Source organism: Stenotrophomonas sp. YJH_SMC_25 (assembly GCF_059369595.1).
Map to the genome: position 1 here is coordinate 270,142 of NZ_JCAFSV010000003.1, position 18,625 is coordinate 288,766.

Genomic DNA, 18,625 nt, shown 5'->3' on the forward strand with positions numbered 1-18,625 from the left:
TCGCGGCGGACGCTCTTGGTCAGAACCGCGCGGTCATGCTGAGGAAGTAGCTGCGCCCGGCCACGAAGTAATCGGTGGAGCCTTCCGCATACAGCTTCTTGTCGGCCAGGTTGCTGACGCCGCCACGCAGGGTCAGTACCTCATTGACGTTCCAGGCGGCGGTCAGGTCATACAGCGTGTAGGCCTTGAGGAAGGTCGTCGCCGTGCCGGCCTGCCTGCCGGTGTACTGCGCCGACAGGCTGCTGGAAAACACCGCGTCGGGCGTCCAGTCCAGCGACGAATAGCCCGAGAATTCGGGGGTATCGATCAGGTTGCGGCCGGTGGTCAGGTTCCTGGCTTCCTTCATCCACGTCCCCGAGGTGCGCCAGCGCCAGTGCTCGCCGAAGCGGACATTGAAGTTGCCTTCCATGCCGCTGGTGCGTGCGCGCTGCACGTTGCTCATCCGCGTCCACCAGATGCCGTTGAACCTGCCCAGCGGTGCGTACTCGATCTTGTTCCTGAAGTCGGTGTGGAAGTAGGTCAGGCCGGCATCGACCAGGTCGTTGTCGAAGCTGATGCCGATTTCGCGGTTGGTGCTGGTTTCCGGGTCCAGGTCCGGGTTGCCGGCCATGTAGCAGCCGCCGCGGGTATAGCCCAGCGGAATCAGCGAGGTGCAGCCACGGCCACCGGACTGGGTGGCGGCGCTGGCGGAGTTCTCGGTCAGGCTGGGGGCGCGGAAGCCCTTGGAAACGCCACCGCGGATGGTCCATTGCTCGGCCGGATGCCAGACCAGGTAGGCGCGCGGGCTGACGTGGCCACCGAACTTCTCATGGTGATCCAGTCGCGCGCCCAGGGTCAGTGCCAGGGTGCGGTGCAGCTTCAGTTCGTCTTCGACGAACAGGGCCCAGGTATCCACTTCCAGATCGGAGCCGCTGACGGCATTGCCGGCATAGTCGATCGGCGCGCGGCCGATGGTGTCGGTGTTGGTCAGCTTCTGGCGCTTCCACTGGCCGCCCACGGCGAACTGGTGTTCAACGCCGAGGGTGAACGGCGTGGTCAGGCTGCCCTCGATGATCGTATCGGTGGCTTCGGAACGGCCGGTAGCACCGATGTCGTTCCTGTACTCGGTCCAGTACGCACTGATCTTCGAATTGCCGAAGCTCCACTTGCCATCGTGGTTGAGCGCCAGCGAGCTGCGCTTGAGTTCGCTGGCACCCCAGGCGCCTTCATCCTGCTTTTCCAGCGAAGCGTCGATGAAGGCCTGCTGCACGCCATGGCCGGCTTCGAGCGACAGTTCCTGCGCGTCGCTCAGTTTCCACTGCAGCAGCGCATCGACATTGCGGTCCTTCTCGCCTGCATACGCGTTGCCGTAGACACCGCCATTGGAGCGATCCGAATCGCGGCGCATGCTGTTGGCACCGATGCGCAGGCCGAAGCGCTCGCCGAGCGGGCCGGAGAACGTCGCACCGATCTGCTGGGTGTCGCCGCGCTTGCCGTCGCCCGGGCGGGTATAGCTGTGGGTGGCGCTGCCGCTCCAGTCATCACCGATGCGCCGGGTGATGATGTTGATCACGCCGCCCATGGCGTCGGAGCCATACAGCGACGACATCGGTCCGCGCACCACTTCGATGCGCTCGATCTGGTCGGGCGAGATCCAGTTCAGGTCCTGGCGGCCCAGGTCCGGCCGGTAGTTGGTCGAGGCCGAGCTGCCCATGCGCTTGCCGTCCACCAGCACCAGCGTGTAGTTCGACGGCATGCCGCGCAGCTTGATCTTGGACTGCTCGCCAACCGCACTGAGGCCACCGGTCACGCCGGGCACGCGGCTGAGCAGGGTGGCCAGGTCGTGCACCGGCTGGCGCGCGATGTCCTCGCGGCTGATCACGCTGATGCTGGCCGGCGCATCCTTGATCCATTGCTGGTTGCCCGAGGCGGTGACCACCACGGTATCCAGGTCCTTGGTGGAGGCATCGGCGCTGGCCTCTGCAGCGGCCACGCCGGGCAGGGCCAGCAGGCAGGCGGTGGCCAGGGCACTGGCCAGGCGGGTGCGCGGCAGGCGCGCGGAACGGGAGCGGAACAGCTTGGACATGACGACTTCCATCGAATGAGGGGGACCGGATGGAAGCAACGGGCACACGCAGACAAGCAGGCAGGCCCCCCTTCCATGGGTCGTAGGGCGCACGGTTCGGGCCGGCGCAGCTGGGTGGGTCTCGGCCGTACGGAAGACGGCGACCTGCCTGGTTAATGAAATGATAACCGTTCGCGTTTGTTACGATCCAGTACCTGGCGCCACGAAGCGACATTCCGCTGCGCGGTCCACCATCGCCTGCTGTTTGCTGAATGGGGATAAATCCCGGCGTAGACCTTCGCACTCGGCTTACATCCGGCGCCCTAGACTGGGCCGCATTTTCGATTCCGCCCCGTTGGAGATCGTGTGGGTTCCGGTAGTGACAGACAGCGACTGTGCGGCCAAGGGCCGGTACAGCCAGGACAAGTGCGGGCGCCGGGAAGGCGCGCCGGGAACCTTCGCGCATGCAGCCCGGCCGGGACGGCCGGCCATGCCGATCGTGGGGAGTAAGCGGTGATGGGGGGTCAAACCATCCACGCGGAAGCGGATGCGCCCCGGCTCGACGCCGGTTGGGCGCTGCTGCCGGCCGAATCTCCGCTGCCGATGCCCGAACAGACCCTGCGCGAAGGCAAGCTGAAGGTCCGTCGGCACCGTACCTCGCCACGCCTGATCGGCCTGCGCCGGTTCTACATCTTCGGCGGCACCCTGGCCATGACCGCCATCGCCACCCGCATGATGTGGCGGGTGCTGTCGGCCAATGGCATCAGCGTGCTGGAAGCCTGCCTGCTGGTGCTGTTCGTCGGCCTGTTCGCCTGGATCGCGCTGTCCTTCGCCAGCGCCGTGGCCGGCTTCCTGACCGCCGTGTTCGACCGTGGCTATCGCCTTGGCATCGACCCGGACAAGCCGCTGCCGACCGTGCACAGCCGCACCGCGCTGCTGATGCCGACCTACAACGAGGATCCGCGCCGACTGCTGGCGGGCCTGCAGGCGATCTACGAGTCGGTGGCCGCCACCGGCCAGCTCGAACGCTTCGACTTCTTCGTGCTCAGCGATACCCGGCGCGAGGACATCGCACGCGCCGAGGAGCAGGTATTCGCCGAACTGCGCGAGCGCGTGCCGGACGGCCAGACGCGGCTGTTCTACCGCCGCCGTGGCGACAACAGCGGGCGCAAGGCCGGCAACATCGCCGACTGGGTGCGCCGCTTCGGTGGCGCTTACCCGCAGATGCTGATCCTGGACGCCGACAGCCTGATGACCGGCGACAGCATCGTGCGCCTGGTGGCCGGCATGGAACACAACGCCGATGTCGGCCTGATCCAGACCCTGCCCTCGGTGATCGGTGGCCGCACCCTGTTCGCACGCATGCAGCAGTTCGGCGGTCGCGTGTACGGCCCGGTGATCGCCCGTGGCGTGGCCTGGTGGCATGGCGCCGAGAGCAACTACTGGGGCCACAACGCCATCATCCGCACCCGTGCCTTCGCCGACCACGCCGGCTTGCCAGCGCTGCCGGGGCGCAAGCCTTTCGGCGGCCACGTGCTCAGCCACGATTTCGTCGAAGCGGCGCTGATGCGCCGTGGCGGCTGGGCCGCGCACATGGTGCCGTACCTGGGGGGCAGCTACGAAGAAGGCCCGCCGACCCTGACCGACCTGCTGGTGCGCGACCGTCGCTGGTGCCAGGGCAACCTGCAGCACGGCAAGGTGGTCGGCAGCCGTGGCCTGCACTGGATCAGCCGCACTCACATGCTGATCGGCATCGGCCATTACTTCACCGCGCCGATGTGGGCGATGCTGATGCTGATCGGCATTGCGATCCCGCTGTTCCAGGAAGGCATCGATTTCAATGCCCTGCTGCACCTGTCACCCAGCGTGTACTGGCGGGCCCAGGACGAGGAGCAGGTGGTGCGCCTGTTCGCCGCCACCATGGCGGTGCTGCTGCTGCCCAAGGTGCTGGGCTATCTGGCGATGCTGCTGGACCCTGTCGACCGCCGCGGTTGCGGCGGTGCGATCCGTGCGTTCGTGTCGATGCTGGTGGAGACCGTGCTGGCCGCACTGATGGCACCGGTGGTGATGTACGTGCAGTCGCGCGGCGTGGCCGAAGTGCTGTCCGGCCGCGATTCCGGCTGGGACGCACAGCAGCGTGACGATGGTGGCATCTCGTGGATGGCCTTGATCCGTGGCTACGGCGGGCTGGGCGTGTTTGGTGCGTTCATGGGTGTGCTGGCGTGGGCGGTGTCGCCGTCGCTGGCAGCCTGGATGGCGCCGGTGGTGATCGGCATGGTGCTGGCCGTTCCGGTGGTGGCGCTGACCTCCTCGCGCGGCCCGGGTGCCTTCCTGCATCGCCTCGGCCTGCTCGACATCCCCGAAGAGAACATTCCGCCACCGGTGCTGGTGCGCGCCGCGCAGCTGCGCCGGGAAGCCGCCGAGCAACCGCCGCTGTACTGATGGCCCTGCACCAGCGGCATAATGCGGCTCGAACTTGAAGGAGCCGCATCATGCTGCAAACGGTGGAACAGGAAACCGGCGCCTCGCCACAGTGGTCGGTAATCTGGCTGCACGGGCTTGGCGCCGACGGCCACGACTTCGCGCCGATCGTGCCGGAACTGGTGCGTCCGCACTGGCCGGCGCTGCGCTTCGTGTTCCCGCACGCACCGGTGCGGCCGATCACGATCAACAACGGCGTACCGATGCGCGGCTGGTACGACATCGTCGGGATGGACTTCCGCTCGCGTGCCGACATGGCCGGCGTGCAGGAATCGGTGCTGCAGCTGGATGCGCTGATCGCACGTGAGATCGAGCGCGGCGTCGCGCCGGAGAAGATCTTCCTGGCCGGCTTCTCGCAGGGCGGGGCGATCATCCTCACCGCTGCACTGTCGCGCACCGCGCCACTGGCCGGCCTGATCGCACTGTCCACTTACCTGCCGGAAGCCGAGAGCGCCAGGCGCGTTGACGGTGCGGTGCAGGTGCCGGTGTTCATGGCCCATGGCAGCAGCGACCCGGTGATTCCGCAGGCGGTGGCCGCACACAGCGCGCAGGCCCTGCAGGCGCTGGGCCTGCAGGTGGAGTGGCACAGCTACCCGATGGCCCACCAGGTCTGCGCCGAAGAGATCCAGGCGCTGGGTGACTGGCTGCAGGAACGGTTGGGCGCTGCCTGAGCCATGCCCCCGGCCAGCACATCGCCGTGGATGCCGGAACTGTGCCGCCTGCCGCGGCTGGCGGCGATGCTCGGCCTGGCCCAGCTGGTGGTGGTGGTGCTGGCGCTGGCGCCCGATGGCAGCCGCCACTGGACCTTCGGCGAGCTGCTGTCGGCCAGCGGCTTCGCGCTGTGGCTGGCGCTGGCGGTGACCGCCAGCCTGTGCCTCCTGCGGCAGGCACTGTCGAGGCTGCCGCAGGTGCTGGGCGCTGTCGCGGCGATCATGCTGGCGACCCTGATCGCGGTGGTCTGTGCCGGCATCGTGCATGCACTGTACGCGGTACTGGGCGACAACTTCGCCCGCGGCATCAGCTTCTGGCGCTTCACCCTGGGCAGTGCGGCAACCACGGCACTGATCGCCGCACTTGCCCTGCGCTACTTCTATGTGAGCGATCGCTGGGCCGTGCAGGTGCAGGCCAACGCGCGTGCCCAGGCCGACGCGCTGCAGGCGCGGATCCGGCCGCACTTCCTGTTCAACAGCATGAACCTGATCGCCAGCCTGCTGCATCGCGATCCGGCGGTGGCCGAACGCGCGGTGCTGGATCTGTCCGATCTGTTCCGTGCTGCCCTGGGCGCGGGCGAGGGCGACTCCACCCTGCGTGACGAATGCGAGCTGGCCGAGCGCTATCTGTCGATAGAGTCGCTGCGCCTCGGCGAGCGTCTGCAGGTGCGCTGGCAGCGCGATGAGCCGCTGCCGTGGGACCTGCCACTGCCGAGGCTGGTACTGCAGCCGCTGGTGGAAAACGCAGTGCTGCATGGCATTTCGCGGCTGCCCGAAGGCGGCACCATCGAATTGCAGCTGGTGCGCGAGGGCAACGAGCTGCAGATCCGCGTGCGCAATCCCGCGCCCGATCCGCAGGCGCCGGGGTTGGCGCTGGCGCGTGGTGCCGGCCATGCCCAGCACAGCATCGCTCATCGGCTGGCCTGGCGCTTCGGCGCCGCCGCGCGGATGACGGCTGGCTGGAGCGAGGGCTACTATGCCTGCCAGGTGACAGTGCCGATCCAGTGAGGGGACGACCGTGAGGGTAGTCATCGCCGATGACGAACCGCTGGCGCGGGAACGCCTGCGCAGCCTGCTGGCGGCGCAGGACGGGGTGGACGTGGTGGCCGAGGCCGGCAACGGCGAGCAGGCCCTGCATGCGTGCGCGGAGCTGCAGCCGGACCTGGTCCTGCTGGATATCGCCATGCCCGGGCTGGACGGCCTGGAAGCCGCCCGCCACCTGGCCAGCTTCGAGCCGCGCCCGGCGGTGGTGTTCTGCACGGCTTATGACGCGCATGCGCTGTCGGCGTTCGAGGCGGCGGCCATCGATTACCTGATGAAGCCGGTGCGTGCCGAGCGACTGGCGGCAGCGATCGCACGTGCACGCACGTTCCTGGCCGGCCGCGACGGCCAGCCGCAGGACAGCGGCGGGCAGCAGGCCCGCAGCATGCTGTGCGCACGCCTGCGTGGCAGCCTGCGGCTGATCCCGCTGGACGACATCCACTACCTGCAGGCGGAAGAGAAGTACGTGGTGGTGCACCATGCGCGCGGCGAGGACCTGATCGAGGAGTCGCTGAAGTCGCTGGAGGAAGAGTTCGCCAGCCGCTTCATCCGCATCCATCGCAACTGCCTGGTGGCGCGCCACGAGCTGGTGGAGCTGCGTCGAGGCACGGGTGGTCAAGTGCAGGCGGTGCTGCGGCATGGAAAGCAGCCGCTGGAAGTCAGCCGCCGCTGCGTGGCGACGCTGAAGCAGGAACTGCGGCATCTGTGAGTGGTCCCGCGCGGCCTGCGGCCGCGACTGCTTACGAGCAACGTCTGAAGCAACAGCAACAGCAGATTGTCGGCTCTGTGTTGTTGCGTGTTGGGTGAGGCGGGAAGGGCGGGCGGGACACGCCGTAAACCCATCCATGGGGGCTCGATGGCGCCATCCATGGCGCCAACGGTCCCGCCCGCCCTTCCCGCCTCACCCTCGCGAATTTCCCGGTGACGGATGGCAAAGGCATTGTTGTTATCGGGTGGGGGAAGAGGGGTCAGATCCCTTTTCCTGCGGAAAAGGGATCTGACCCCGGAAGCCGTCGGCTGTTGCTTTTGCTTCTGCTTTTTTCTTTTGATCTTCCGTGGCTGACGCACACGGAAACTTTCAGAGGTCGGGCGGGGTGGGCTGCGCAGGGGCGTGAGCCGCATGGATGCGGCGACCGAGCTTACATGGACGTACTTGCAGCGTCCCCTGCGTGGCCCACCCCGCCCGGCCACGCGCGGCTGTTGCTTTCATGACCCCTCCACCAGCCACGAGGGGCTCCGCCGTTGGCCGTATCCGCGCCGGAGGCGCGATAATGACCGGATGGAAACCGTCCGCATCGCCACCCGCAAGAGCCCGCTCGCCCTCTGGCAGAGCGAACACGTCGCCGACCGCCTGCGCCAGGCCCATCCCGGCTTGCATGTGGAACTGGTGCCGATGAGCACCCGCGGCGACGAAGTGCTCGACCGTTCGCTGGCCGCCATCGGTGGCAAGGGCCTGTTCCTGAAGGAGCTGGAGCTGGCCATGCTGCGCGGTGAGGCCGACTGCGCAGTGCACTCGCTGAAGGATGTGCCGATGGAACTGGACCCGCCGTTCGCGTTGCCGGCAATGCTGACCCGCCACGATCCCGCCGATGGCTTCGTCTCCAACCTGTACGCCTCGCTGGACGCGCTGCCGATCGGTGCGCGGGTCGGCACCTCGTCGCTGCGTCGCCAGGCGCAGCTGCGCGCGCTGCGACCGGACCTGGAACTGCTCGACCTGCGCGGTAACGTCAACACCCGGCTGGCCAAACTCGACAACGGTGGCTACGACGCCATCGTGCTGGCCGTGGCCGGCCTGGAGCGTCTGGGTCTGGGCGAGCGCATCGTCGCGCGCCTGCAACCGCCGCAGTGGTTGCCGGCCCCGGCGCAGGGCGCGGTGGCGGTGGAGTGCGATGGTGGCAATGCGCGGCTGATGGCGTTGTTCGCCCCGCTTGATGACGCGGCCACGCGTGCCTGCGTGGAAGCCGAGCGGGCGATGAACCGTGCGTTGCATGGCAGCTGCCACGTGCCGGTGGCGGCCATAGCGCAGTGGCAGGGCGATGACCTGCACCTGCAGGGCCTGGTTGGCAGCGCCAGCGACGGCCGTGCGGTGCGCGCCGAAGCCGTGGGCCCCGCCAATGACCCGGAAGGCCTGGGCCAGCGCGTGGCGAAGCTGCTGCTGGACGATGGCGCCGGCGAACTGCTGAACGTCTGAGCCACCGCGGGTAGTCCCGGCCGCTGGCCGGCAACCTCGTGCCCAGTTGAATGCAGTTGCCGGCCAGCGGCCGGCACCACCGGAAGAAGAACGGGCGCCCTTGGCGCCCGTTTCTTACTTGAACTTGTAGACCACGTTCATCGTGGTCAGCGTATCGGTCTTGCGCTTGTCCTCGGCCACGTCACTGTTGTAACGCGCCTGCCAGCCGGCCTTCAGCGCCAGGTGCTCGTTCATGCTCACCGACACGCCGAAGTCGTTCTGGCCGAAGGTGTTGTACGAACCGGATTCGACCAGCAGGGTGTTGACCAGGTCGGTGTTGTCGGTCAGCGAGTACTTCATGTCGAACAGGCCGCGGCCGATCATGCCGGTGCGGGTGCGGTCGTCCTCGGTGCTGTGGGTGCGGCGCGCACCGGGGCCGATCTGCGCGTCGAACGAGAAGCGCTCGGTGTTCCACAGGCGGGTGCCGTAACCCAGACCGAACGAGCTCTGGCGGTCGTAGGTGGCGAAGTCGTCGCGCTCGGTACGCACCGTGGCCGTCAGCTGGCGGTGCTCGCCCAGCTGCAGCGCGCTGCCGGCACTGCCGGTGTAGCGGTTGGCGGTGGTGTTGTTGCGGCGGGTGGTGGTGCCGTCGTCGCGGGTCTCGGTCACCTTGGAGCTGGAACGCAGGCCGGCCAGGTCCATGCTGTGCACCCAGTCGCCGTCGGTGTAGCGCAGGCGCAGGCGGCCGTTGAAGCTCTCGGTGCTGCTGTTGCCGCGTGCCGAGGCGAAGCCGAGCTCGCCGCCACTGCCGCTCCACGGCGAAGACATCGCCGCCAGTTCGGAGGCATCCTGTGCATACGCGAGCGGCGCGCACAGCAGCAGGGGGATCAGCAGGGACACGCGCAGGGACATCGGGGCTTCTCCGAAGCGGTTGACAGCCGGTGATGATACTGGAAGCGTGATGGCGGTCAGAATCGATCCAAGGCGCGCTTCAGCAGACGTTGCCGCGGACGCCTATTCAGGGCAGATCGATACGCAATGCCGGGTCGTTGAAGCGCGAATAGCGCAGGCGCAGCTGGAAATTGCGGCCATTGCTGCTGCCGCTGCGCACGATCTGCCGTGGCAGGCCCTGGGCGTCCACCCAGTACTCCAAGCGTTCGCCGGCCTGCGCGCCGCGCAGGCGGTAGTGACGGGTCTCGACTCCATCCAGCGATTGGCTGCCCAGGTCTTCGGCCTGCAGTTCGGCAGGCAGGGCGTCGGCCGGCAAGGGATTGCGCCACTGCTCCAGCAGGCCCGGCGGGGTGGGAACCTGGCGGATCGCACCGTCGGCCTGCAGGAACATGGTGTCGCCAATGATCGTCTGCGGCCCGCCCGGGGTCTGCACCCGGAAGCGGTCGGGGGCGACGAAGTCCATGGCACTGCGCACCGGCTGCGGCGCGCCCAGCACCTCCAGCTCGGCATGGAAACTGCCCAGGGCCGCAAAGCGTTGGCTGGCGCCGAGTACGGCCTGGGCCGGATCTGCCGCGGGCACGGGGGCTTCGGTCCTGGCCGGCGCCGGTGCGCGATCGCAGGCAGCCAGCAGCAGGCAGGCCAGCAGGGACAGGGCGGGCAACCGGCGCATCGGGCATTCCATGGGGGTGGGGGCGACCACGATAGCCCAAACGTCCCACACAAGACCCGCGACTCGGACATAATCGGGGGTATGGACCGATACGAACGCATCACCGCCCTGCATCGTCTGCTCAAGTCCGCGCGCTATCCGGTGACGGTGGCGACCCTGCAGGACAAGCTCGGTTGTTCCCGTGCCACCGTCTACCGCGACCTGGCCTTCCTGCGCGATGCGCTGATGGCACCGATCGAGGGCGACGGCGAGGCCGGCTTCCGCTACCAGGCCGACGAGAGCGACCGCTTCGAACTGCCTGGCCTGTGGCTCAGCTCGGAGGAGCTGCACGCCCTGCTGGCCTCGCAGCACCTGCTGGCGCGTACCGGCGGCGGCGTGCTGTCCTCGGTGCTGGCGCCGCTGCAGCAGCGTATCGAGAGCCTGCTGGCTGCCCAGGCCGGTGTCTCCAACTGGCCGGTGGACCGTGTGCGGGTAATCCCGCACCGCGGCCGCAAGTTCGATGAAGGCAGCTTCCGCAGCGTGGCCTCGGCGGTGCTGGAGCGCCGCCAGCTGGCGTTCGAGTACCGTGCCCGTTCCACCGACGAGCCGACCAAGCGCACCGTCTCGCCGCAGCGCCTGACCCATTACCGCGACAACTGGTACCTGGATGCCTGGGACCATGACCGCGAAGCCCTGCGCAGCTTCGCCGTGGACCGCATCCACAAGGCGCGCGTGGTCGACAGCACTGCCCGTGACGTCGCCGACAGCGAGCTGGACGAGCAGCTGGGTGCCAGCTACGGCATCTTCTCCGGTGCGCCGAAGGGCTGGGCGACCATCCTGTTCAGTGCCAAGGCCGCGCGCTGGGTGGCCGACGAGCATTGGCACTCCAAGCAGCAGGGCCGCTTCCTGGCCGATGGCCGCTATGAACTGAAGGTGCCGTACAGCGTCTCACGCGAACTGCTGATGGACGTGCTGCACTACGGCTCGGATGCCGAAATCGTCGAGCCGGTGATGCTGCGCGAGCAGGCCAAGGCGCTGCTCGAGCTGGCCCTGAGCAACTACGAAAAATCCTGACACTCCCCCCGAGAACTCCTCCGCCCATGAAGAAGACCCTGTTGCTGCCCCTGCTCGCCGCTGCGCTGGCCCTGACCGCCTGCGGCAAGTCCGGCGAGCCCTCGCAGAAGCTGGTGGTGGCCGCCACGGCCGTGCCGCATGCCGAGATCCTTGAGGTGGTCAAGCCGATCCTCAAGCAGGAAGGCGTGGACCTGGACGTGCGCGTGTTCAACGACTACGTGCAGCCCAACGACCAGCTGGTGCAGAAGCAGGTGGACGCCAACTACTTCCAGACCGAGCCGTACCTGGATGCCTACAACCGCGATCGCAAGACCGATCTGGTGAAGGTGATCGGCGTGCATATCGAGCCGTTCGGTGCCTATTCGCGCAAGGTCAAGTCGCTGGCCGAGCTGCGCGACGGTGCCGACGTGGTGATCCCGAACGACCCGAGCAACAACAGCCGCGCGCTGATCCTGCTGCACAAGGCCGGCGTGATCGAGCTGAAGGATCCGGCCAACGCGCTGTCGACCCTGCGTGACATCACCGCCAACCCGAAGAACCTGAAGTTCCGCGAGCTGGACTCGGCGATGCTGCCGCGCGTGCTGGACCAGGTCGACCTGGCCCTGATCAACACCAACTACGCGCTGGATGCGGGCCTCAACCCGACCAAGGATGCACTGGCGATCGAGAGCAAGGACTCGCCGTACGTGAACTTCCTGGTCGCGCGGCCGGACAACAAGGACGACGCCCGCGTGCAGAAGCTGGCCAAGGCCCTGACCAGCCCGCAGGTGAAGGCTTTCATCGAGACCAGGTACAAGGGCGCGGTGCTGCCGGCGTTCTGACCGGCGCTACGGACGTTCTGGCCATGCGGTCGTGCCGGCCACTGGCCGGCAATCTGCAAACGCCGCCAAGGATCATGGGGTTGCCGGCCAGCGGCCGGCACGACCTTCAGTCGACGTGGAAGGCGAGGGTGGCCGCCACGGCCTGCTGCCAGCCTGCATAGAGTTTCTCGCGCCGCGCCACTTCCATCTGTGGCTCGAAGCGCCGGTCCAGGCCCCATTGCGCGGCGATCTGCTCGCGGCTGGACCAGAACCCGACGGCCAGACCGGCCAGGTAGGCCGCGCCCAGCGCGGTGGTCTCGGTCAGCCGCGGCCGCAGCAGAGGCACCCCAAGGATGTCGGCCTGGAAGCCGGCCAGGAAATCGTTGCCGATCGCACCGCCGTCGGCGCGCAGTTCGGTCAGCGCGATGCCCGCATCGGACTGCATCGCATCAAGCACGTCGCGGGTCTGGTAGGCCATCGCCTCCAGCGCGGCACGCACGAAGTGTGCCTTGCGGGTGCCACGGGTCAGGCCGAACATCGCGCCGCGCACATCGCTGCGCCAGTAGGGCGCGCCCAGACCGACGAATGCCGGCACCAGATACGCGCCGCCGCTGTCCGGCACCTGCGCGGCCAGTGCCTGGCTGTCGCTGGCACGCTCGATCATGCGCAGGCCGTCACGCAGCCACTGCACCACCGAGCCGGCGATGAAGATCGAGCCTTCGAGTGCATATTCCACGCGCCCGTCCAGGCCCCAGGCAATGGTCGTCAGCAGGCCGTTGCGCGAGCGCACCGCCTGCGTGCCGGTGTGCATCAGCATGAAGCAGCCGGTGCCATAGGTGTTCTTGACCATGCCCGGCTGGAAGCAGGCCTGGCCGAACAGCGCCGCCTGCTGGTCTCCGGCGATGCCGGCGATGGGGATCGGGTGGTCGAAGAAGAACTGCGGCCGGGTGTGCGCATACACCGTGCTGGAATCGCGCACCTGCGGCAGCATCGCGCGGGGTATGTCCAGCAGCGCCAGCAGGTCGTCATCCCAGTCCAGCGTGTGGATGTTGAACAACAGGGTGCGCGCGGCGTTGCTGTAGTCGGTCACATGCGCCTGGCCGCCACTGAGGTTCCATACCAGCCAGCTGTCGATGGTGCCGAACAGCAGCTCGCCACGCTCGGCGCGTTGCTGCGCACCTTCCACGTGGTCGAGGATCCAGCGCACCTTGGTGGCGGAAAAATAGGCGTCGATCAGCAGGCCGGTGCGTTCGCGGACCAGTGCCTCATGCCCGTCGCACTTCAGTCGCTCGCAGATGGCATGGCTCTGCCGCGACTGCCAGACGATGGCATTGTGGATCGGCTGGCCGGTGGCGCGGTCCCAGACCACGGTGGTCTCGCGCTGGTTGGTGATGCCCAGCGCGGCGATATGACGCGGGTCGATCTGTTCGCGGCTGAGCAGTTCGGTCAGCGTGGCATAGACACTGGTGAGGATCTCGCGCGGGTCATGCTCGACCCAGCCGGGTTGCGGGAAGATCTGCGCGAACTCGCGCTGCGCACTGCCGACGATGTCGCCAGCACGGTCGAACAGGATCGCGCGCGAACTGGTGGTGCCCTGGTCGATGGCCAGCACGTAGCGGGGCGTCATGCAGCGTCTCCGGTGGCGATGGGGAAATCCTAATGCATCGATCGCGTCGCGCGCGGCCACCCTGGTAGCTGCCAACCTTGGTTGGCACACGTGGCAACACGGGGGTCAGAGCCCTTTCCCTGGGAAAGGGATCCGACCCCCCATCCACGCCTGCAGCCGCGCCACCTGCGCCGCATCCAGCCGCAGCCCCAGCTTGCTCCGCCGCCACAGCACGTCCTCGGCGCTACGCGCCCATTCGTGGTCGCGCAGGAAAGCCACTTCCCGCGCATGCAGGCCGCCGCCAAAGTCCTCGCCGAGATCGTTCATACCCCGCAGGCCGTGCAGCAGCTCCGCGCTGCGGCTGCCGTAGGCGCCGGCCCAGCGGCGCGCCATCTCTGCGGGCAGCCACGGTGCCAGTGCCTGCAGGCGCGAGCACGCCTGCGTGGCGTCGCCCCAGTCGCTGCCCGGCAGTGGGTGGCCCGTTGCCGTCCATGCCGGTCCCATCTGCGGCAGGGCGGGGCGCAGCAGGTCCAGCGCTTCTTCGGCCAGCACGCGGTACGTGGTCAGCTTGCCGCCCAGCACATGCAGCGCGGGCGCCGGGCCGGACTGCAACTGCAGGCGGTAGTCACGGCTCAGCTTCGCTGCACGCGGATCTGGATCGGCAAGTAGCGGGCGTACCCCTGCGAACTGCCAGACCACGTCCTGCGGGGTAATCGGCTCGCGCAGGTAGTGGTTGGCGGCCTCGCACAGGTAAGCCACCTCCGAAGGCAGCACGCTGCACCGGGCCGGGTCGCCGCGGTAGTCGGTGTCGGTGGTGCCGACCAGCAGGTGGTCGTGGGCGAACGGCAGCAGGAACACCACGCGGCCATCGGGCTGCTGAAGCAGGCAGGCGCTGTCGTCGGGCCAGGGCCGGCGCAGCACGATGTGGCTGCCCTGTACCAGGCGCAGGGCGGGGCCGCCATCGCGCGCCTGCATACGTTCCAGCAGGCCTCCTGCCCAAGGGCCGGCTGCATTGGCAACGGCCTGGGCGATCACCGTTTGCTGCCGGCCGTCGGTGGCTTCCAGCGTGGCCTGCCAACGGCCCAGCACAGGGCGCAGTTCAATGCAGCGGCTGCGCACATGTACCCGTGCGCCACGCCGGGCGGCGTCCAGCGCATTGAGCAGTACCAGCCGCGCGTCATCGACCTGCGCATCGGCGTAGCTGAAGGCCTGCCGCAGCGCCGGGGAGAGCCAGGGGCCGAGCGGGTCGCGTTGCAGGTCCAGTGCGCGCGAGGCGGGAAAACTCGGGCTGCGCCGGCCGAGATGGTCATACAGCCACAGGCCCGCGCGCAGCATCCAGCGCGGTCGCAGATGGGGTTCCCATGGCAGTACGAAGCGCAACGGACGGACCAGATGGGGGGCCTGCCGCCGCACCACTTCGCGTTCACCCAGTGCCTTGCGCACCAGTCCGAACTCGCCCTGTTCAAGGTAGCGCAGGCCGCCGTGGATCAGTTTGCTGCTGGCGCTGGAGGTGTGTGCGGCCAGGTCATCCTGCTCGCACAACAGCACCCGCAGGCCGCGGCCGGCCGCATCACGGGCGATGCCGGCGCCGTTGATGCCGCCACCGATCACCAGCAGGTCGACGTCGTGCATCGCGTCTCCGTGTCCTGTGTGTGCGTAGAGTCGACTGTCAGTTGACTGCCTTTTGTAGAGTCGAGCCATGCTCGACTTTTGAAAGAGCAGTCGACTGGCAGTCGACTCTACAGAACGCGGGTGACGGAAACGACGACGGGCCCCGAAGGGCCCGTCGCGTTACATCAGTGAAGCCGGTGCTGCCTGGATCAGAAGCGGGCACCGATGCCGAAGCCGACGGTCCACGGATCCATCTTGGCTTCGCCGATCTTCTCGCCGCCGACCTTCACGTCCGGACGCGAACGCATGTAGCGGGCATCGGCACGGGCGAACCAGGTGGAGTTGATGTTCATGTCCACGCCGACGGTGCCGATCACGCCCTTGGCGTCCTTGAGGCGGATGTCGGAGCTGCTGCCGTCGGCCAGCGTTTCATTGCTGAAGCTGGACTGGTAGTAGCCCACGCCCACGAACGGACGGAACACGTTGTCAGCCTGGCCGAAGTGGTACTGGCCGCTCAGCGCGACCGGCTGCTGCTCGACGTTGCCCAGGCGGGCATTGTTCGGGCCCTTCACCTTGTGGTCGAACTTGTCGGCGGCGCCCCACAGTTCAACGGCCCAGTTGTCGTTGATGTAGTAGCTGAAGCTGACGGTCGGCGCCGGGCCACCATCGACCTTCTTGATGCCGTCGATCGGATCATTCTTCGGCTGCAGCAGCGCGACGCCGCCAACCACGGCAAAATGCTTGCCCGAAGCGGTATCGGTGGAGCTGCTGTCCTGGGCGAAAGCGGCCGGCGCGAAGGCGGCGGAGGTCAGCAGGGCGAGACTCAGGATACGGATGGAGCGCATGGGGGTATCTCCTAATGTTTCTTGTTTTGGGCCCCCGGTTGCGGGGCGAGCACACCGTAGTCGCCTCAACATGAATCGAATCCGACGCGCGTTAAAAAATAGTTTTCCTTGTTCAGCGATCAGCGCGAAAAGCCTGTATCCATGGGGTTTCTGGTCGTCAGTGGCATTCATTCAGTTGGAGAAGATGTGAGCGCGGCAACGCTGTGCGTCGGCCTGCAAGCGCAGGTGAACGTGGATTGCAGGGTGCTGCTGCTGGGTTCGATGCCAGGCGTGGCATCCCTCCAGGAGCAGCGTTACTACGCGCATCCGCGCAACCGCTTCTGGCCGCTGATGGCCGATATCTGCGGTTTCGACGCGGGCCTGCCCTATGTGCAACGGCTGCAGGCGTTGAGCGCCGCGGGCATCGGCCTGTGGGATGTGATCGGCCGCTGCGAGCGGCGCGGCAGCCTGGATGCCGACATCGTGCGTGGCACGGAAGTGGCCAATGCGCTGCCGGAACTGATCGCCACGCTGCCTGAGCTGAAGCTGATCGGCTGCAATGGTGGTGCCTCGCTGCAGGCGTTCCAGCGCTGGGTGCTGCCACGGCTGGAAACCCCGCCGAAGCTGGTCGCATTGCCGTCGACCAGCCCCGCCAATGCGGCGTGGTCGTTGCCGCGCCTGCGCCAGGCCTGGCAGCCGGTGGCCGACGCGCGGGCGACATGAAGCGGACATCGTCCGGACAATACGCTACCGACTGGTCGCGGCCGCGACCCATGGGCAACAGCCTGTCCCGGCTGCGTGCGTACTGAAAACACCTGTAACGGTTGGCGCTGGACCCCGCTGGCCGCACAATAGACGTTTCCCTACACCAGATTGCCGGAGTTATCCCCATGGCCGAAATCAAGGAAGCACTTGTCCCCGATATCGGTGACTACAGCGATATCCCGGTAATCGAGGTGCTTGTCGCCGTCGGCGACACGGTCAAGAAGGACCAAGGCCTGGTGACGCTGGAAAGCGACAAGGCGACCATGGAAGTGCCGTCCTCGGTGGCTGGCGTGGTCAAGGAACTGAAGGTCAAGGTCGGCGACAGCCTGTCCGAAGGCAAGGTCGTGGCCCTGATCGAAGTGGCCGCAGGCGAAGCCGAAGCCGCCAAGCCGGCGGCTGCCGCGCCGGCCAAGGCCGCTGCCCCGGCTGCCGCTACCCAGAGCGCGCCGGCTCCGGCCGCAGCTGCGCCGGCCGCTCCGGCTGCCAGCGGTGGTGCGGTTGAAGCGCTGGTGCCGGACATCGGCGACTACTCCGGCATTCCGGTCATCGAAGTGCTGGTCGCCGTCGGCGACACGGTCAAGAAGGACCAGGGCCTGGTCACGCTGGAAAGCGACAAGGCCACCATGGAAGTGCCGTCGTCGGTGGCCGGCGTGGTCAAGGAGATCAAGGTCAAGGTCGGCGACAATCTGTCGCAGGGCAATGTGGTCGCCATCATCGAAGCCGAGGGCGCTGCCGCGCCGGCGCCGACCAAGGCTGCCGCTGCGGCCGCTCCGGCTGCCGCCGAGACCGCCACCAAGGTCGAGCCGGTCGCTGTGCCGGTGCAGCCGGACAAGCTGGCGGCCCGCGAGATCGCCTCGGCGGGTACCCCGTCCAGCCCGCCGGTGCAGTTCAACGCCGATGGCGTGCTGCCGGCCAAGGTGCCGTATGCCACCCCGGCGGTGCGTGTGTTCGCCCGCGAACTGGGCGTGGACCTGCTGCAGATCAACGGCACCGAGAAGGGGGGCCGCATCACCAAGGGTGACGTGCAGAAGTTCGTCAAGGCCGCACTCAGTGGTGGCGTGCCGGCTGCCGGCGGTGCTGCTGCCGCTGCCGGTGGTGGCCTGAACCTGCTGCCGTGGCCGAAGGTCGACTTCAGCAAGTTCGGCGAGACCGAAGTCCAGCCGCTGTCGCGCATCAAGAAGATCTCGGGTGCGAACCTGGCCCGCAACTGGGCGATGATCCCGCACGTCACCCAGTTCGAGCAGGCTGACATCACCGACCTGGAAGGCCTGCGCGTGGCGCTGAACAAGGAGAACGAGAAGGCCGGCATCAAGCTGACCATGCTCGCCTTCCTGATCAAGGCCAGCGCCGCGGCGCTGAAGAAGTTCCCGGAATTCAACGCCTCGCTCGATGCCAGCGGTGAAAACCTGACCCTGAAGAAGTACTTCCACATCGGCTTCGCCGCCGACACGCCGAACGGCCTGGTCGTGCCGGTGATCCGCGATGTGGACAAGAAGGGCGTGGTGCAGATCGCGCAGGAAACCGGCGAACTGGCCAAGAAGGCGCGCGACGGCAAGCTGGGCCCGGCCGACATGAGCGGCGGCTGCTTCTCGATCAGCTCGCTGGGCGGCATCGGTGGCACCGCGTTCACCCCGATCGTCAATGCACCGGAAGTGGCCATCCTCGGCGTCTCCAAGTCGTCCATCCAGCCGGTCTGGAACGGCAAGGAATTCGCTCCGAAGCTGATGCTGCCGCTGTCGCTGAGCTACGACCACCGCGTCATCGACGGCGCCCTGGCCGCACGCTTCACCACGTACCTGTCGCAGGTACTGGCCGACATGCGCCGCGTGCTGCTGTAAGGCACCGCTTCGCCCCCACCGTGCGGCCGCAGCCCCTGGCGCGGCCGCGTGAACAGATGCA

General features: G+C 67.6%; 15 protein-coding genes. 9 read left to right on the plus strand and 6 right to left on the minus strand.

Annotated elements, in window-relative coordinates; all coding sequences use genetic code 11:
- Positions 1 to 19: 19 nt before the first annotated feature.
- Positions 20 to 2,065, minus strand: coding sequence for a TonB-dependent receptor domain-containing protein (locus AC5P7E_RS06060; RefSeq protein ID WP_114618236.1), 2,046 nt, complete (start codon positions 2,063 to 2,065; stop codon positions 20 to 22).
- A 495-nt stretch (positions 2,066 to 2,560) separates the two neighbouring features.
- Between AC5P7E_RS06060 and mdoH the strand changes: the two genes are divergently transcribed.
- The 5 genes from mdoH to hemC all read left to right on the plus strand — a co-directional run bounded on the left by mdoH (position 2,561) and on the right by hemC (position 8,467).
- Positions 2,561 to 4,486, plus strand: coding sequence for a glucans biosynthesis glucosyltransferase MdoH (mdoH, locus tag AC5P7E_RS06065; protein ID WP_005414555.1), 1,926 nt, complete (start codon positions 2,561 to 2,563; stop codon positions 4,484 to 4,486).
- Between the two features lie 50 nt (positions 4,487 to 4,536).
- Positions 4,537 to 5,196: an alpha/beta hydrolase gene (locus AC5P7E_RS06070; RefSeq protein WP_083714088.1), complete on the plus strand. Its 660-nt coding sequence runs from the start codon at positions 4,537 to 4,539 to the stop codon at positions 5,194 to 5,196.
- Between the two features lie 3 nt (positions 5,197 to 5,199).
- Entirely contained in the window at positions 5,200 to 6,243 is a 1,044-nt protein-coding gene (locus AC5P7E_RS06075; protein ID WP_197589517.1) for a sensor histidine kinase, read from the plus strand.
- A 10-nt stretch (positions 6,244 to 6,253) separates the two neighbouring features.
- Entirely contained in the window at positions 6,254 to 6,985 is a 732-nt protein-coding gene (locus AC5P7E_RS06080; protein WP_012481330.1) for a LytR/AlgR family response regulator transcription factor, read from the plus strand.
- A 570-nt stretch (positions 6,986 to 7,555) separates the two neighbouring features.
- Positions 7,556 to 8,467 (plus strand): hydroxymethylbilane synthase, encoded by a 912-nt coding sequence (hemC, locus tag AC5P7E_RS06085; protein WP_012481329.1) that lies wholly within the window; start codon positions 7,556 to 7,558, stop codon positions 8,465 to 8,467.
- Positions 8,468 to 8,581: 114 nt separating this feature from the next.
- Here the strand turns inward: hemC and AC5P7E_RS06090 are convergent, their stop codons facing one another.
- Positions 8,582 to 9,358, minus strand: coding sequence for a DUF481 domain-containing protein (locus AC5P7E_RS06090; RefSeq protein WP_495222828.1), 777 nt, complete (start codon positions 9,356 to 9,358; stop codon positions 8,582 to 8,584).
- Between the two features lie 106 nt (positions 9,359 to 9,464).
- On the minus strand, positions 9,465 to 10,067 hold the full coding sequence (locus AC5P7E_RS06095) for a LolA-like protein (protein ID WP_038646374.1): 603 nt from the start codon (positions 10,065 to 10,067) through the stop codon (positions 9,465 to 9,467).
- Between the two features lie 81 nt (positions 10,068 to 10,148).
- Here AC5P7E_RS06095 and AC5P7E_RS06100 point away from each other — a divergent pair, with 81 nt between their 5' ends.
- Together AC5P7E_RS06100 and AC5P7E_RS06105 are read left to right on the plus strand one after the other, a co-directional pair.
- The gene (locus tag AC5P7E_RS06100) at positions 10,149 to 11,120 is read left to right on the plus strand and encodes a helix-turn-helix transcriptional regulator (RefSeq protein WP_005411144.1); all 972 of its coding nucleotides are present in this window, start codon (positions 10,149 to 10,151) and stop codon (positions 11,118 to 11,120) included.
- 26 nt (positions 11,121 to 11,146) lie between these two features.
- Positions 11,147 to 11,941, plus strand: coding sequence for a MetQ/NlpA family ABC transporter substrate-binding protein (locus tag AC5P7E_RS06105; RefSeq protein ID WP_012481327.1), 795 nt, complete (start codon positions 11,147 to 11,149; stop codon positions 11,939 to 11,941).
- 106 nt (positions 11,942 to 12,047) lie between these two features.
- Here the strand turns inward: AC5P7E_RS06105 and glpK are convergent, their stop codons facing one another.
- The 3 genes from glpK to AC5P7E_RS06120 form a co-directional block, all read right to left on the minus strand.
- Positions 12,048 to 13,547, minus strand: a complete 1,500-nt coding sequence (glpK, locus tag AC5P7E_RS06110; RefSeq protein ID WP_005414549.1) for a glycerol kinase GlpK — start codon at positions 13,545 to 13,547, stop codon at positions 12,048 to 12,050.
- Positions 13,548 to 13,652: 105 nt separating this feature from the next.
- Positions 13,653 to 15,158, minus strand: a complete 1,506-nt coding sequence (gene glpD, locus AC5P7E_RS06115; protein WP_114618235.1) for a glycerol-3-phosphate dehydrogenase — start codon at positions 15,156 to 15,158, stop codon at positions 13,653 to 13,655.
- Between the two features lie 188 nt (positions 15,159 to 15,346).
- A complete protein-coding gene (locus AC5P7E_RS06120) occupies positions 15,347 to 15,982 on the minus strand; it encodes an OmpW/AlkL family protein (RefSeq protein WP_005411140.1) in 636 nt (211 codons plus the stop codon).
- Between the two features lie 186 nt (positions 15,983 to 16,168).
- Between AC5P7E_RS06120 and AC5P7E_RS06125 the strand changes: the two genes are divergently transcribed.
- Together AC5P7E_RS06125 and aceF are read left to right on the plus strand one after the other, a co-directional pair.
- The gene (locus tag AC5P7E_RS06125; protein WP_076739623.1) at positions 16,169 to 16,684 is read left to right on the plus strand and encodes a DNA-deoxyinosine glycosylase; all 516 of its coding nucleotides are present in this window, start codon (positions 16,169 to 16,171) and stop codon (positions 16,682 to 16,684) included.
- Positions 16,685 to 16,851: 167 nt separating this feature from the next.
- Positions 16,852 to 18,564: a dihydrolipoyllysine-residue acetyltransferase gene (gene aceF / locus AC5P7E_RS06130; protein WP_111197940.1), complete on the plus strand. Its 1,713-nt coding sequence runs from the start codon at positions 16,852 to 16,854 to the stop codon at positions 18,562 to 18,564.
- The last annotated feature ends 61 nt before the right edge of the window (positions 18,565 to 18,625 follow it).

Coding starts and splice junctions, on each gene's coding strand:
- AC5P7E_RS06060 (WP_114618236.1), bottom strand. CDS start 2,065: ATGTCCAAGCTGTTCCGCTCCCGTTCCGCGCGCCTGCCGCGCACCCGC.
- mdoH (WP_005414555.1), top strand. CDS start 2,561: ATGGGGGGTCAAACCATCCACGCGGAAGCGGATGCGCCCCGGCTCGAC.
- AC5P7E_RS06070 (WP_083714088.1), top strand. CDS start 4,537: ATGCTGCAAACGGTGGAACAGGAAACCGGCGCCTCGCCACAGTGGTCG.
- AC5P7E_RS06075 (WP_197589517.1), top strand. CDS start 5,200: ATGCCCCCGGCCAGCACATCGCCGTGGATGCCGGAACTGTGCCGCCTG.
- hemC (WP_012481329.1), top strand. CDS start 7,556: ATGGAAACCGTCCGCATCGCCACCCGCAAGAGCCCGCTCGCCCTCTGG.
- AC5P7E_RS06090 (WP_495222828.1), bottom strand. CDS start 9,358: ATGTCCCTGCGCGTGTCCCTGCTGATCCCCCTGCTGCTGTGCGCGCCG.
- AC5P7E_RS06095 (WP_038646374.1), bottom strand. CDS start 10,067: ATGCGCCGGTTGCCCGCCCTGTCCCTGCTGGCCTGCCTGCTGCTGGCT.
- AC5P7E_RS06100 (WP_005411144.1), top strand. CDS start 10,149: ATGGACCGATACGAACGCATCACCGCCCTGCATCGTCTGCTCAAGTCC.
- AC5P7E_RS06105 (WP_012481327.1), top strand. CDS start 11,147: ATGAAGAAGACCCTGTTGCTGCCCCTGCTCGCCGCTGCGCTGGCCCTG.
- glpK (WP_005414549.1), bottom strand. CDS start 13,547: ATGACGCCCCGCTACGTGCTGGCCATCGACCAGGGCACCACCAGTTCG.
- glpD (WP_114618235.1), bottom strand. CDS start 15,158: ATGCACGACGTCGACCTGCTGGTGATCGGTGGCGGCATCAACGGCGCC.
- AC5P7E_RS06120 (WP_005411140.1), bottom strand. CDS start 15,982: ATGCGCTCCATCCGTATCCTGAGTCTCGCCCTGCTGACCTCCGCCGCC.
- aceF (WP_111197940.1), top strand. CDS start 16,852: ATGGCCGAAATCAAGGAAGCACTTGTCCCCGATATCGGTGACTACAGC.